Here is a 13241-nt window from a genome sequence, read left to right as displayed (position 1 = left end):
AGCATTACGCTTTGAATTGCACAAATCAATGGCCTCGAATAATCATCTGTTGTGCAAATTTCGACATAAGGGCTGACAGATGAATTGGGATGATGTGCGCTGTTTCCTGAGTGTGGCCCGTTCCGGGCAGTTTCTGGCCGCCGCGAAACGGTTGGGTGTCAACCACGCAACGCTGAGCCGTAGGGTATCTGCGTTGGAAACTTCGCTCGGTAGCCAGCTGTTCCTGCGCAGCACCAATGGCTGCGAACTGACGGAGCAGGGTGCCCGCTTTCTGGTTTCTGCCGAACGCATGGAAGTGGAAATGATGAACGCCCAGGCAGATCTTGGCCGGGTGGATGCAGCGGTGGCAGGCACGGTGCGTATCGGTGCACCTGACGGTTTCGGCGTCGCTTTCCTTGCCCCAAGGCTTGGGCCCCTGATCGCCCGTTATCCAGCCCTTCGGGTACAGCTTGTACCGGTTCCACGCTCGTTTTCGCTGTCACAACGTGAGGCGGACATTGCCATCACCATTGAACGACCGGAGCAGGGACGACTGGTGTCCGCCAAGCTGACGGATTATTCACTCGGCCTTTATGCCTCGCGCAGCTATCTGGAGACGAAAGGCACGCCTCCGCAGCTGGAGGCGCTCAAAGACCATACCCGCATTGGTTACGTGGAAGATCTGATCTTCGCGCCATCGCTCAATTATACTGGCGAGATCATGCGCGACTGGGATGCGGCCTTTGAAATCTCCAGTGCCATTGGCCAGACGGAAGCGGTACGCTCGGGTGCCGGCATTGGCATTCTACATGATTATATAGCGCGGCAATATCCGGAACTTGTCCGACTGTTTCCGCAGCACAGCATTTTGCGATCCTACTGGACAACCTATCATGAATCGGCACGTGAACTGGTTCGTGTGCGCACTGTTGTGCAGTTTTTGCAGGAACTGATTGCCCAGGAGAAAAGAAACTTCACCTGATCCAGACATTTTGCCAGTAAATCAGTGTCCGTTAGCATTCAACGGGTCGGAAAATAAAAAATATTACTTTTGTTGCGAATGGCAATCATCACTGCCTTGACACAACCGACAGGGAAAGAGACTTGTAGGGCAGAAAAACACCATTCCTGCATGAAAAGACCCTGATATGACCGCATTTTTCCAACGTTTGTCTCCATCCAGCCTTGGCGTATGCGTAATGTTGCTGGGAATGCTGATGTTTGCGCTGAATGACGCGATGGGGAAATGGCTGGTTTCCACCTATTCTCTCGGTCAGGTCATCCTTATCCGTAGCGTTGCTGCAATCGTCATACTATTGCCTATTCTCTGGAAGGTCGGCGTCAGCGGTCTGGTGAACATCGAGCGACGCGGCCTGCAGTTTGCGCGTGTCTGTTTTTCTACGATCGAAATTTTCTGTTTTTATTACGCCGTCATTTCGCTGCCTCTGGCTGACGTGATGACCTATTGGCTGGCAGCTCCGATCTATGTTGCGGCGCTGTCTCCATTCATTCTTGGCGAGAAGGTCGGCTGGCGCCGTTGGACTGCCATCGCCATCGGTTTTGTCGGTGTGATCATTGCCCTCAAGCCAAGCTCTGCAAGCCTGACGCCGGCTGCGTTTTTGTCGATTATTGGCAGTGCAGCCTTCGCCTTCATGATGATTTCTGGACGACAGCTGCGAAACACCGCCGATACCACTTTGGCTTTTTGGCAGATCGTCGGAGCGCTGCTTGCTGGTGCCGTAGCACTGCTGGTGTCTTCGGATGGGTGGGTGCCGCTTGAATCCACCTTCGATATGTCGTTGTTGTGTCTGCTGGGCATTGTCGCCATGGGCGCGCATGTGCTCGTCAACCGCGCCCTTAAACTGGCCGATGCCGCAGCCGTTGCACCGCTGCAATACACGTTGTTGCTCTGGGCAGTGTTCTTTGGTTGGCTTTTCTTCAATGACATTCCGCAAATGTCGATTGTTATTGGGGCAGCACTGATCGTGGTATCGGGCCTCTACATCTTCTTCCGCGAAAATGCACTGAAGCGCAAAAAGGCAATTGCCGAATTTCCAAACGACCTCGTGTGAGGATATTTGGCAGCCACACCCGTAAAACGGGAAATGCCGGACAAATTTTGACGGGAAATAGATCGGAAAACGGTTTGTTTCCCGTTTTTGATGATATGCCGCCCGCTCTGGGGACTTGACGAAATCCCAAACTTGGCAGAGTACATAGAGGCTCGCATCACAAATTTATGATCGGGCAAGAGGAACAATGGTGCCGGGCCCCTCTGGCGAGAGTTTTACGGCGCTCTCGCGATGTCGGTACCGCCTGCAAAGCAGCCGGCGGATTTTATCCCATGAAGACAACAACCACGCTTACTGCGCGTGCCATTTGTGGCATGGCGTTTTTTGCTGCGCACGCCAGCATGTCCATTCACGGAGAGATTTGAACATGAGCCTCTCCACCACTCAAAAATCGACCCTTTCCTACTTCAAGTGGGCCTTCATCGTCACTGTTGTTGGCCTTATTCTTGGCGGCTATCTCGGTTGGGAGATGACAGGCACCGTCAGCGGCACTGCAACGATCTTTTTCATCTGCGCAGTTCTGGCTGTTCTTGAAATCTCGCTTTCCTTTGACAACGCCATCGTCAATGCCAACAAGCTCAAGGACATGACGCCGGAATGGCAGCATCGCTTCCTGACCTGGGGGATTCTGATCGCCGTTTTCGGCATGCGTATCGTCTTCCCGCTGCTCATCGTGGTTATCGCTGCCAATGTCGGTCCATGGACTGCCATGGTCATGGCTGCGACTGAACCGGATCGTTATGCGCAGATCATGCAGGACGCACATCTGCCAATCGCGGCATTTGGCGGCACCTTCTTGATGATGGTCGGTCTGAGCTTCTTCTTCGATCACGAAAAAGATGTGCATTGGGTGCGTTGGCTTGAAGAGAAGATTTCCACCTACTCTTCCATCAAGGGCATCGAAATCGCCTTCGTTCTGGTCATCATGCTGGTGTTTTCGCGTATCATTGCAGACAGCAGTGATCCGAAACTCGGTCCTGAAGCAGCAAATGTCTTCTTCAGTTCGGCAATCTGGGGTTTGTTGACGTTCTTGCTGGTGGAAGTTCTCGGCGGTGTCCTCGACCGTAGCCAGCAAATGATGCAGGGTGCGGCAAAGGGCGGTTTCGGTGCGTTCCTTTACCTTGAAGTCCTGGATGCCAGCTTCTCCTTCGACGGCGTCATCGGCGCCTTTGCGCTGACTTCAAACCTGTTCATCATTGCTATCGGTCTCGGCATTGGCGCCATGTATGTGCGTTCCATGACGATCATGCTGGTTGAGAAGGGTACGCTGGCGGAATACCGTTACCTTGAGCATGGCGCATTCTATGCCATCCTCATCCTTTCGGTGATCATGTACATGCAGAGCCTGTTCCACATTCCGGAAGTCATCACCGGTCTTGGTGGCGCGGCCCTGATCGGTATCGCGCTGTGGTCTTCCATTCGCTACAACCGAAATGAACGTGCCCATGAGGCAGCGGAAGAAAAACAGGCTGCGGAAGTCTGATTTTTCAAAAGCAACGGATTGGTATGAAAATCCCGCCGCACTCCGGCGGGATTTTTTTAGGCAAATGCTTTCGCACTGCACAAATTTTGCCCGATGCCATTTCGGTGTCGGTTTGGCGTAAATCAGCACAATATGCTGAAAATACTGCACTTTTCACTTTGATACAAAACTGGCACGGTTTCTGCTTTGTAAGAAACAAGTCCAGAGGGGACGGAAAAACGCCCGCTAAAAGGGTGAAATAGACCGCCGTCGATACTTGCTGTCAGCAAGAACATCGGCGGCGGTTTTGCTTTTGCGTGTTGTGTTTATCATCACAATCAAGGAAAACGGATGCGCAGAGCCATGACCCCTGAGAGTTGGAGGGATATTTGCCGGTCGAATTTTCCGCTTCCGAGGCCTTGGGCCTGTGGCACAGGGTAACCCTGAAACAGGTTGAAACCGACGCCCGTGATTTGAGCCTAAGGCAGATGGCCGTTCTCCTGCATGTCTATCTTGTTCCTCCGCCACACACCGTCAGAGGTTTGGCGACAGTGCTTGGTGTCACCAAACCGGTGATTACCCGCGCCTTGGATACGATGGGCGACATGGGGCTGATCGACCGCGTGCGCGACGAAAAAGACCGGCGCAACGTCGTCATCAAAAGGACTGTAACCGGTGCTCTTTTCCTTGAAAATTTTGGCGATATGATTATCGAGCAGGCAAGACTGCAAACAACGCCGGAAAAACGCCCATGATACTGGATCGTCGCCTACATGCATTTCGCCCGGACCTCGCCGATACAAGGCTGGAGGGGCAGGTTGAAGCAACCCGTTTTGTGACGGGTGAACCGGCGCGCATCGCGGTGCCAGTCTGTGCCTTGCGCCCATCGCCTGATCTTGCCAAGGGTATCGACACCGAACTTCTGCTCGGTGAAACCGTGCGGGTTTTTGAACGCGCAAATGGCTGGGCCTGGGTGCAGGCCGATGCGGATGGTTACACCGGTTATTTGCCGGAAACGGCGCTTGGGCAGCTTGAGGCTGCAACGCACCGCATCACTGCACCCAGAACCTTTCTCTATCCTGAGGCAGAACTGCGCAAGCCACCGGTAACAGCTCTGTCCATGGGCAGCACGCTGCGTTTTGTCGGTGAGGCAGAAACCCGCGGGACACGGTATCTTCTGACTGAAAAAGGTGAGGGGGTCATTGCGGCGCACTGTCTGCCGATCGGTGAAATTGTGTCTGATGATTATGTGTCCGTTGCCGTCAGATTTATCGAGACGCCATATCTTTGGGGCGGTCGCTCCGGCTTCGGCATCGATTGTTCTGGCCTTGTCCAATTGTCCCTGTCGATGACCGGCAAGGCCTCGCTGCGCGATACCGACATGCAGGTCAAATCACTGGGCTTTGAGATCGAGCGCGACGAACTCACTCGTGGTGATCTGGTGTTCTGGAAGGGACATGTCGGCATCATGGAAGATGCCGAAACGCTGCTGCACGCCAACGGCCACAGCATGACAGTGGCCCGCGAGAATTTCGATGAAGCCGTCAAGCGCATTGGCTGGCTTTACGAATTTCCGACCTCCTACAAGCGGCTGTAAAAGGCGGCTTATGCCGTTCACGAAATCGTTGTTGCAGGCGGCCTGTTTGTGGTCGCCGCCGATCCTATATTGCGGATGTAGACGTAGCAGTAAGAGGTGGTGGCCGTGGCTGGGATATCAATGAAAGTTTTGGCGATCCTGCCGCTGGTGATGACCATTGGTTTTTCATCGGGTGGCGCCAGCGCGCAGACAATCTATCAGGACGGCTTCGAGTTAAGTGCGCCAGATGCCTACCGCGATCTTCCAGGTGTAAAAGATCCCGCCACCGCAAAACCAAAGGTACGTTATACCTGCCGCAGTGAATTGCAGACCGGCTCATTCGACAAGCGGCGCTATCGCAACATTTTCGAAGAGGACCTTCCGGTAAGTGGTTATCGCTGTGAGGGCGGCGGGCTGAGCTATTGGGGATCGCAAAATCCGACCTCAAAAGATTGGTACCCGGGCATCAATCCGTCCGACGCCTACAATTGATATGATTTATTGATGCCATTTATCTTTACTGGTGGCTTGTTTCCGGCCCATGGACTTTAGTATGTCTATTTCTGTGTAGTGACTGTGATGGCAGTTTTGCTTTCACGGTGCAGAGGGAAACCGGCCCACCGGCCGGAAGAGGGAAGCCGCAGACATGACAATGACGGACATCGCCACCCGCGTTCATAACCACGCCTGGAAGCTCGATCCGATCATTCGTAGCCTGATCGATACGGACTTCTATAAACTTCTGATGTTGCAGATGATCTGGAAACTCTATCCGGAAGTCGATGCGACATTCTCCCTGATCAATCGCACCAAGACCGTGCGCCTTGCCGACGAAATCGATGAGGCGGAACTGCGTGATCAGTTGGATCACGCTCGCACGCTTCGTCTGACCAAGAAGGAAACAATCTGGCTGGCCGGTAACTCCTTCTACGGACGCTCGCAGATTTTCGAGCCGGAATTTCTGTCCTGGCTATCCAGCTATCAATTGCCGGAATACGAACTCTCCAAGCGTGATGGCCAGTATGAGCTGAATTTCCATGGCCGCTGGATGGACACCACGTTGTGGGAAATTCCGGCACTGGCCATCATCAACGAGCTGCGGTCGCGCAGCGCCATGAAATCGCTCGGCTATTTCACGCTGGACGTTCTCTATGCCCGTGCCAAGGCCAAGATGTGGTCGAAAGTCGAACGTCTGCGCGAATTGCCGGGCCTGCGCATCTCCGACTTCGGCACCCGCCGCCGTCATAGTTTCCTGTGGCAACGCTGGTGCGTGGACGCGTTGAAGGAGGGCATTGGTCCGGCCTTTACCGGCACCAGCAACGTTCTGCTGGCGATGGATTCCGATCTGGAAGCGGTTGGTACCAACGCGCATGAACTGCCGATGGTGGTCGCAGCGCTTGCCAATAATGACGAAGAACTGGCCGCCGCACCCTATCAGGTGATGAAGGACTGGAACCGCCTTTATGGTGGCAACCTGCTGATTGTTCTTCCAGACGCCTTTGGTACCGCGGCATTCCTGAAAAATGCGCCTGAATGGGTTGCTGACTGGACCGGCTTCCGTCCGGACAGCGCACCACCCATCGAGGGTGGCGAACGGATCATCGCCTGGTGGGAGAAGATGAACCGTGATCCGAAAAAGAAGCTGCTGATCTTTTCCGATGGTCTTGATGTCGATGCAATTATCGATACCTACAAACATTTTGAAGGTCGTGCCCGTATGAGCTTTGGTTGGGGTACCAACCTGACCAACGACTTTGCCGGTTGTGCCCCGAAAGAAATTGCCGGACTGAAGCCGATCTCCATCGTCTGCAAGGTCAGCGATGCCAATGGCCGGCCTGCGGTCAAGCTTTCCGACAATCCACAAAAGGCAACCGGAGAAGCGTCTGAAGTGCAGCGCTACCTGAAGTTTTTCGGTCAGGAAGACCGTAAAAATCAGGAAGTGGTTGTTTAAACCAGCCACCTGCCATCTGCTCCATTGACCCGCATGACGTGACGCCTGCTCTTGGCAGGCATCTTTCCTGTGCCTATATCCATTCATGTAACAACAAAAGTAACATTATGCGAATGGAGTGAGGACATGAATGAGAAAGTGGAACCCCCGTTCAAGGGAAAGGCAGTAAGTTCCTATAATGAAGGGCCACCACGGCAGGTCCCCGGCTACAGTGATTTGCACAGGATGATCTCGCTGTTACTGGCGGAAGTAACGCCGCAGGATGGCCGATTGCTGGTTCTGGGGGCAGGCGGTGGACAGGAAATCAAGGCTCTGGCCGATGCCCATGCCGGTTGGTCCTTTGATGGTGTGGATCCATCGGCCGACATGTTGCAGCTGGCAAACACGGTGATCGCAGCTCATGACAACAGGGTCCGCCTGTTCGAAGGTTACATCGAAGATGCGCCACTAAGGCCTTATGATGCAGCCACGGCTATACTGACCTTCCACTTTGTCGCCGAGCAGCAACGTCTGGAAACACTTTTGCAAATACGCAAACGCCTGAAAACCGGTGCGCCGTTCATTGCGGCGCATTTGAGCTTTCCGCAAAGCGAACCTGAGCGCTCGAAATGGATCGCGCGTCACGTCGCCTATGGTTTGGCAAACGGCACCGACCCAGCAAAGGTTGAAAGCGCAAGACAGGCCATTGGCACCCGCCTTTTAATCCTCTCACCGGACGAGGATGTCGCCATGATGCAAGAGGCGGGGTTTTCAAACGTATCGCTGTTTTACGCCGGGCTCAGCATCAAGGGTTGGGTGGCCTACGCTGCTTAGTCTACAGAGGTCCAAACCTGCCAATGGGATGACTGTGCCGCACACAAAAATCTCCCCATTACTCTCAGCCAACTTATGCAGTTCGTCTTCATTTGTCTGGCTGAGATAACAGGAAAATGCCGTCCGGTGCTCACCACGCTGTTGTGGTACCGCAATGTTACGTCAGCCTCCGATGACGGCAATTGCATCCATTTCGAACAGAATAGCCGGGTTGAAGAATGCCGTCACCTGCACAAGTGTGCTGGTTGGTGGTGCCTTAAGCTGAATAAAACGGTCCCGTACCTCTCTGAGGGTGCCGAGGTTACTCATATCTGTCAGATACATGCCCAGCTTCACGACATTGTCGAAGGTGGTCCCCGCATCAGCAAGGGCAATTTCAATGTTCTCGAACACCTTTTCGGCCTGACGTTTGAAGTCACCTTCACCGACCAGTGCGCCAGTCACATCCATGGGAACCTGGCCGGAAATGAAGATTGTCTTGGCGCTGGCCGGGACAATGGCAGTGTGCGAGTAACTCGCGGTCGGCGGTAAGGTTTTTGGAGTACGAAAATCAATGAAAGAGGACATGTAAGGGTCTCCAAGTCATAAGCGAAGATCATGGCACGTGTCGGCCGGCGTTTTTATGGATCTTTAGGCTCTTTGTTCAGGACTGTTTTGATGTCGGCAAAGATTGAAGCCCATTCGTCATCGGAAATATCCATCAGGCCAAACCAGCGTAATGCGAAAGCCCCTTCGGTCGCAAGAAATGCCAGCCGTGCGGCGCGCCCTTCAAGCGTCGTCACGTCAAGACCTTCCGTGCGGCTCTCATACCATTTCTTGGTCGAGGCCAAATATTCTGGCGATAGCATCAGCGCCGCCATTAATCCGGCGGCCTTGTAGTTTGCCGGTTCGTCAGCCTGCCGTGTCGCCTCCACATGGGCCCAGACCTTGGCGTGCGGGTCGGGAGCCTCTCCGGCAATTTCCTGGAACTTCTGGTCATAGGTCACAAACCAGCGCGACACCATCGCGTCGATAATCGCATCCTTGCTGGCGAAGCTGTACTGGATACCGCCCTTCGTTACGCCAAGTGACTTTGCCAGCGCATCAATTGTCAGTGCGGCCGCTCCTCGCGAGCGCACAATGTCTTCGGCGGCATTCAGAATGATCTCCCGATCGATGGTTTTCTTTCGTCCCATGCCTTGCCTCTTTTTAATTCCATACGTATGTATTTAAATAATTCACAGCTATCGTTCAACTCGCTCTTAGCGACCATGGAGTTTTTATGCAGGCCAAAGCACGATGGGGTATTCTCGCGATTGTATCGAGTGCCTTGTTCATGATCGTGATCGATATGACGGTGTTGTACACGGCATTGCCGCGTCTGACACATGATCTCATGGCATCGTCCTCGGAAAAATTGTGGATCGTAAATGTCTATGCGCTGACCGTCGCCGGATTATTACCGGCATCCGGCGCGCTTGGTGACAAATTCGGTGCACGTCTGTTGTTCCTGATCGGTTTGATTGTTTTTGGCGCCGCATCACTGTTCGCCGCCTTTTCACCGAACCCTGCGGTGTTGATTGCCGGACGGGCGCTGCTTGCCGTTGGCGCAGCGATGATGATGCCAGCCACGCTGTCGATTATCCGCCAGACATTCACGGAGCCCGGTGAACGGGCCTTCGCGATTGGCGTCTGGGCGGCCGTTGCGTCTGGCGGTGCGGCCTTCGGACCGGTCATCGGCGGCGTGTTGCTGGAGCACTTCTGGTGGGGTTCAGTTTTCCTGATCAACCTGCCCATCGTCGCGGTCGCCTTTGTCGCAACCATCCTGTTTGTTGGCCCCGGCTTGCGAAATCCGGAGCGATCATTCGATATCATTTCGGCCGTACAGATCATGATTGGTCTTGTAGCTTCGACCTATGCCGTCAAGGAATTGGCAAAACAGGACATTTCCCTATTGTCATTTTCGGCCTCGGCACTGCTGGGTCTGGTATTTCTGGTGTTGTTTGCCCGTCGCCAACGTCACATCGCATCGCCGTTGATTGATTTCAGCCTGTTTGCCAACCGCAATTTCCTGGCTGGCGTGATTGCTGCTGCCGTCGCCTCGGCTGCTCTTTTGGGCTTTCAGTTGGCTGTGACCCAACGTTTCCAGCTTGTGCTCGACATGTCGCCTCTGGAGGCAGGTCTGATGGTGCTGCCCATTCCGCTTGGTGCATTTATCGCCGGCCCGTTGGCGGGCATATTGGTGGCAAAAGTCGGTGAACGGGCCGTCGTGTGGGTGTCAATGGCAATCGCGGCAGCCAGCCTCGCGCTTTATTACAGTGTCATCAGCGATGGCCTCGCCTTGCAGGTTGCTGCCCTGTTTCTGATGGGCATAGGTCTCGGTGCGACAATGACTGCCGCCTCCACCGCAATTATGCTCAACGCACCGGATCATCATGGTGGCATGGCAGCGTCAATCGAGGAAGTCTCGTTTGAACTTGGCGGTGCGATCGGTATCGCCACGCTTGGAAGTGTCCTTGCTGCGGTCTACAGCACCTCGTTTGAAGCACCTGTCGGTATCAACGACGGTGCGGCTTCGGCCCGCGATGGTCTTGATGCAGCATTGCTTCTGGCTGAACGGCTTGGCGGCAATCTTGCCATCGCCGTCCGCAGCGCCGCAGAAACGGCCTTCGGCAATGCATTTGCGGCCGTGTTGATCACTGCCGTGGTGTTGCTTGGCTTGACCAGCATCGTGGTGCGAATGCTGGCACAGCACAAACACGCCGACTGAACGCGACAGTCACACTTGCCACGCTGGCACAAACGGCAAAACAACGGTGTTTGCGCACCGTTGTTTTGCCGTTTGTGCAGGTCTGTTTTGAGCCGTTAGTTTTTGCTGATCAGCCGTAGGTTCTGGCAATGTAGTGATAGAGCGCACGGATGGCCTGCGCTTCACCGCCAACCGACGAGTGCGGACGTTCATTCGGCGACCAGCCGTAAATGTCGAAGTGGGCCCATTTCTTGGTTTTCGACACAAAGCGCTTGAGGAACAAGGCGGCTGTGATCGAGCCTGCCATGCCGCCAGCCGGCGCATTGGTAATGTCGGCAGCGCGGGAGCGGATATCCTTGTCATATCCCATGTAAAGTGGCATGCGCCACATCGGGTCGTCCATGTCCATGCCCGCTTCGGCGATGTCATGAGCGAGATCTTCATCATCGGTGTAATAGGGCGCAATGTCAGGTCCGAGCGCCACGCGGGCAGCACCGGTCAGTGTTGCCATGTCAATCATCAGGTCCGGCTCGTCCTCATCGGCGTAGGCCAACGCGTCGGCCAGAATAAGCCGGCCCTCGGCGTCGGTATTGTCGATCTGTACCGTCAGACCCTTGCGGCTCTGGTAGATATCGCCCGGGCGGAAAGCATTGGCGGAAATCGAGTTCTCGACGACAGGAACGATGACGCGCAAGTTCACCTTGAGTTTGGCTTCCATGATCATCAATGCAAGGCCAAGCACATTTGCCGCGCCACCCATGTCTTTTTTCATCAACGCCATCGAAGAGGCAGGTTTAATGTCGAGACCACCGGTATCGAAGCACACGCCTTTGCCAACTAGGGTAATCGCAGGATTGCCTTTTTTGCCCCAGCGCATTTCCAGAAGACGCGGCTCGCCTTCGCTAGCACGACCCACCGCATGAATCAGCGGGAAGTTTTCACTCAACAGCTTGTCGCCGGTCACGGCGGTAACTTCCGCCTTGTAGTGGGCAGCAAGTGCACGGAAAGCCACTTCAAGCTGGTCCGGCCCCATATCGTTTGCTGGCATGTTGATGAGGTCGCGTGCCAGGAAGACGCCAGCCAGTGTCCGCTTGATGCCAGTTGCGTCGGCATCCTGCGGAATGAGCATCTTGGCCGACGAAGATTTGACGGTGCGATAGCGGTCGAACTTGTAGCTGCCAAGACCGAACCCCAGTGCGAGACGGTTCACCGTCAATGGTGCGGTTTCAATGTGCCAGTCACCCTCTGGCAGTTCGCGGGCCAGTTTGCCGGTCAGGAAAGGAAGTTCGGACGGATTGCTGCCAAGTCCGAAAAGCGCCCCACCCAGCGAACCATCGGCCGAAGGGATGAGCAGAATGGCACCGCTTTCCGCTTTGAAACCGGCCTTGCGCGCCCAATCGAGCGCTATGGGGTCGATGGCACCTTGCTCGATATGAGCTGGCGTTACCGCAAAAACCGGCAGGGTGTTGCCCGCTTTGGCACTGAACGGTGTTGCTCTTTCGATGAACTGATACGGGGCCATGATCTGCTTTCGTAAACTTGGAGAATCAGTAAATTAACACTCTGTTAGGGTTAACAGATTATTGCTGGAGCGAAGATTGCGCCGCTTATAGGTGCAAAGCCGTTCAACGCACGCAGGGGCAATGCCATGACTGCTGTTCACTCTGTATCTGCAGCGCGAAAAGCCATAATCAACGGCGGTGCCGTGCTTGCTTTGGCGCTAGCATTAACCGCATGCGCCTCTACCAACAAGCATGACAGGCTGACAACAGGCTCTATCCCGACGACGGCGCCAGCGCAATCATACGATAATCTCAACCAGTCTCAACTGCGGCAGGCCGAAGAAGCAGCTGGCAAAGCCTATGAACGCAATCCGAAGGATGCGCGCACGGGCATGAGCTATGCCAATCTTCTTATGATGACCGGCAAAAGCACACAGGCTCTGGCCGTGATGCAGCAGATCGCCATTGCCAACCCGGCAGACCGTAACGTGCTGGCAGCCTATGGCAAGGCGCAGGCCGGTGCTGGTCAGCTGGAGCAGGCTCTATCGACAATCGCCCGCGCGCAGACACCGGATAGACCGGACTGGCGCCTGTATTCTGCTGAAGGTGCCGTGCTGGATCAACTCGGCCGCTCGCCAGAAGCGCGCACCAAATACCGCATGGCGTTGGACTTGCAGCCCAACGAACCCAGTATTCTGTCCAACCTCGGAATGTCCTACGTCCTGTCGAGTGATCCAAGAACGGCCGAAACCTATCTGCGATCAGCCTCGCAGCAACCGGGCGCTGACAGCCGTATCCGCCAGAATCTGGCGCTGGTCGTGGGGCTCCAAGGACGTTTCGCCGAGGCCGATAACATCGCCCGGCAGGAATTGACCCAGCAGCAGGCAGAAGCAAATCTTGCTTACCTGCGCGGCATGTTGTCTCAACAAAGTTCATGGAAGCAGCTTGCCGACAAGGAAAAAACCGCAACCAATTAAGGTTGTTGTGTGTTCCGGGCCGTGCACGATTTCTCTGGAAAGTGAAATCACAGCAATAACTTGCTGAATTCTGCTCATGATTGTTTTCGGGTAATATTCTCCCGCCTTTAGCGGCATTTATACAGCCAAAAGTCGTAAGGACTTTTTAAGCAATAGGCCGTTGCGTGTTTAAAAATATTCG

At 54.6% G+C, this 13241-nt stretch carries 13 protein-coding genes; 10 read left to right on the top strand and 3 right to left on the bottom strand.

The annotated features are described in order from the left end of the window. Positions 1 to 79 precede the first annotated feature (79 nt). The 8 genes from M2418_RS15295 to M2418_RS15260 all read left to right on the top strand — a co-directional run bounded on the left by M2418_RS15295 (position 80) and on the right by M2418_RS15260 (position 7853). A complete protein-coding gene (locus M2418_RS15295; RefSeq protein WP_250983495.1) occupies positions 80 to 961 on the top strand; it encodes a LysR family transcriptional regulator in 882 nt (293 codons plus the stop codon). Between the two features lie 166 nt (positions 962 to 1127). After that, the gene (locus tag M2418_RS15290; protein WP_250983496.1) at positions 1128 to 2051 is read left to right on the top strand and encodes a DMT family transporter; all 924 of its coding nucleotides are present in this window, start codon (positions 1128 to 1130) and stop codon (positions 2049 to 2051) included. Positions 2052 to 2418: 367 nt separating this feature from the next. Then, on the top strand, positions 2419 to 3534 hold the full coding sequence (locus tag M2418_RS15285) for a DUF475 domain-containing protein (protein WP_259147662.1): 1116 nt from the start codon (positions 2419 to 2421) through the stop codon (positions 3532 to 3534). A gap of 368 nt (positions 3535 to 3902) precedes the next feature. Next, on the top strand, positions 3903 to 4268 hold the full coding sequence (locus M2418_RS15280) for a MarR family winged helix-turn-helix transcriptional regulator (RefSeq protein ID WP_250983498.1): 366 nt from the start codon (positions 3903 to 3905) through the stop codon (positions 4266 to 4268). Beyond that, complete coding sequence (locus M2418_RS15275) at positions 4265 to 5110, top strand: C40 family peptidase (RefSeq protein WP_259147660.1); 846 nt, start codon at positions 4265 to 4267, stop codon at positions 5108 to 5110. The genes M2418_RS15280 and M2418_RS15275 overlap by 4 nt, the downstream gene beginning before the upstream one ends. 105 nt (positions 5111 to 5215) lie before the next feature. Next, positions 5216 to 5581, top strand: a complete 366-nt coding sequence (locus tag M2418_RS15270; RefSeq protein ID WP_259147658.1) for a hypothetical protein — start codon at positions 5216 to 5218, stop codon at positions 5579 to 5581. Positions 5582 to 5735: 154 nt separating this feature from the next. Continuing rightward, positions 5736 to 7040, top strand: a complete 1305-nt coding sequence (gene pncB / locus M2418_RS15265) for a nicotinate phosphoribosyltransferase (RefSeq protein ID WP_250983501.1) — start codon at positions 5736 to 5738, stop codon at positions 7038 to 7040. A 126-nt stretch (positions 7041 to 7166) separates the two neighbouring features. Then, positions 7167 to 7853, top strand: a complete 687-nt coding sequence (locus M2418_RS15260; protein WP_259147656.1) for a class I SAM-dependent methyltransferase — start codon at positions 7167 to 7169, stop codon at positions 7851 to 7853. A 162-nt stretch (positions 7854 to 8015) separates the two neighbouring features. Here M2418_RS15260 and M2418_RS15255 read toward each other — a convergent pair whose 3' ends face one another. Beyond that, the gene (locus M2418_RS15255; RefSeq protein WP_259147654.1) at positions 8016 to 8420 is read right to left on the bottom strand and encodes a RidA family protein; all 405 of its coding nucleotides are present in this window, start codon (positions 8418 to 8420) and stop codon (positions 8016 to 8018) included. Between the two features lie 53 nt (positions 8421 to 8473). Next, the gene (locus tag M2418_RS15250) at positions 8474 to 9028 is read right to left on the bottom strand and encodes a TetR/AcrR family transcriptional regulator (protein ID WP_259147653.1); all 555 of its coding nucleotides are present in this window, start codon (positions 9026 to 9028) and stop codon (positions 8474 to 8476) included. Positions 9029 to 9114: 86 nt separating this feature from the next. Between M2418_RS15250 and M2418_RS15245 the strand changes: the two genes are divergently transcribed. Continuing rightward, complete coding sequence (locus tag M2418_RS15245) at positions 9115 to 10602, top strand: MFS transporter (protein ID WP_259147651.1); 1488 nt, start codon at positions 9115 to 9117, stop codon at positions 10600 to 10602. A 109-nt stretch (positions 10603 to 10711) separates the two neighbouring features. Here the strand turns inward: M2418_RS15245 and M2418_RS15240 are convergent, their stop codons facing one another. Continuing rightward, complete coding sequence (locus M2418_RS15240) at positions 10712 to 12103, bottom strand: M17 family metallopeptidase (protein WP_259147650.1); 1392 nt, start codon at positions 12101 to 12103, stop codon at positions 10712 to 10714. Positions 12104 to 12229: 126 nt separating this feature from the next. On the opposite strand from M2418_RS15240, the gene M2418_RS15235 reads away from it, so the two are divergent. Continuing rightward, positions 12230 to 13060 (top strand): tetratricopeptide repeat protein, encoded by an 831-nt coding sequence (locus tag M2418_RS15235; RefSeq protein WP_259147649.1) that lies wholly within the window; start codon positions 12230 to 12232, stop codon positions 13058 to 13060. Positions 13061 to 13241: the final 181 nt, after the last annotated feature.

This window comes from Rhizobium sp. BIGb0125, from assembly GCF_024810055.1.
Lineage (GTDB): Bacteria > Pseudomonadota > Alphaproteobacteria > Rhizobiales > Rhizobiaceae > Agrobacterium.
Note: the sequence above shows the minus strand (reverse complement) of the source record. Positions and strands in the feature narration are given on the sequence as shown.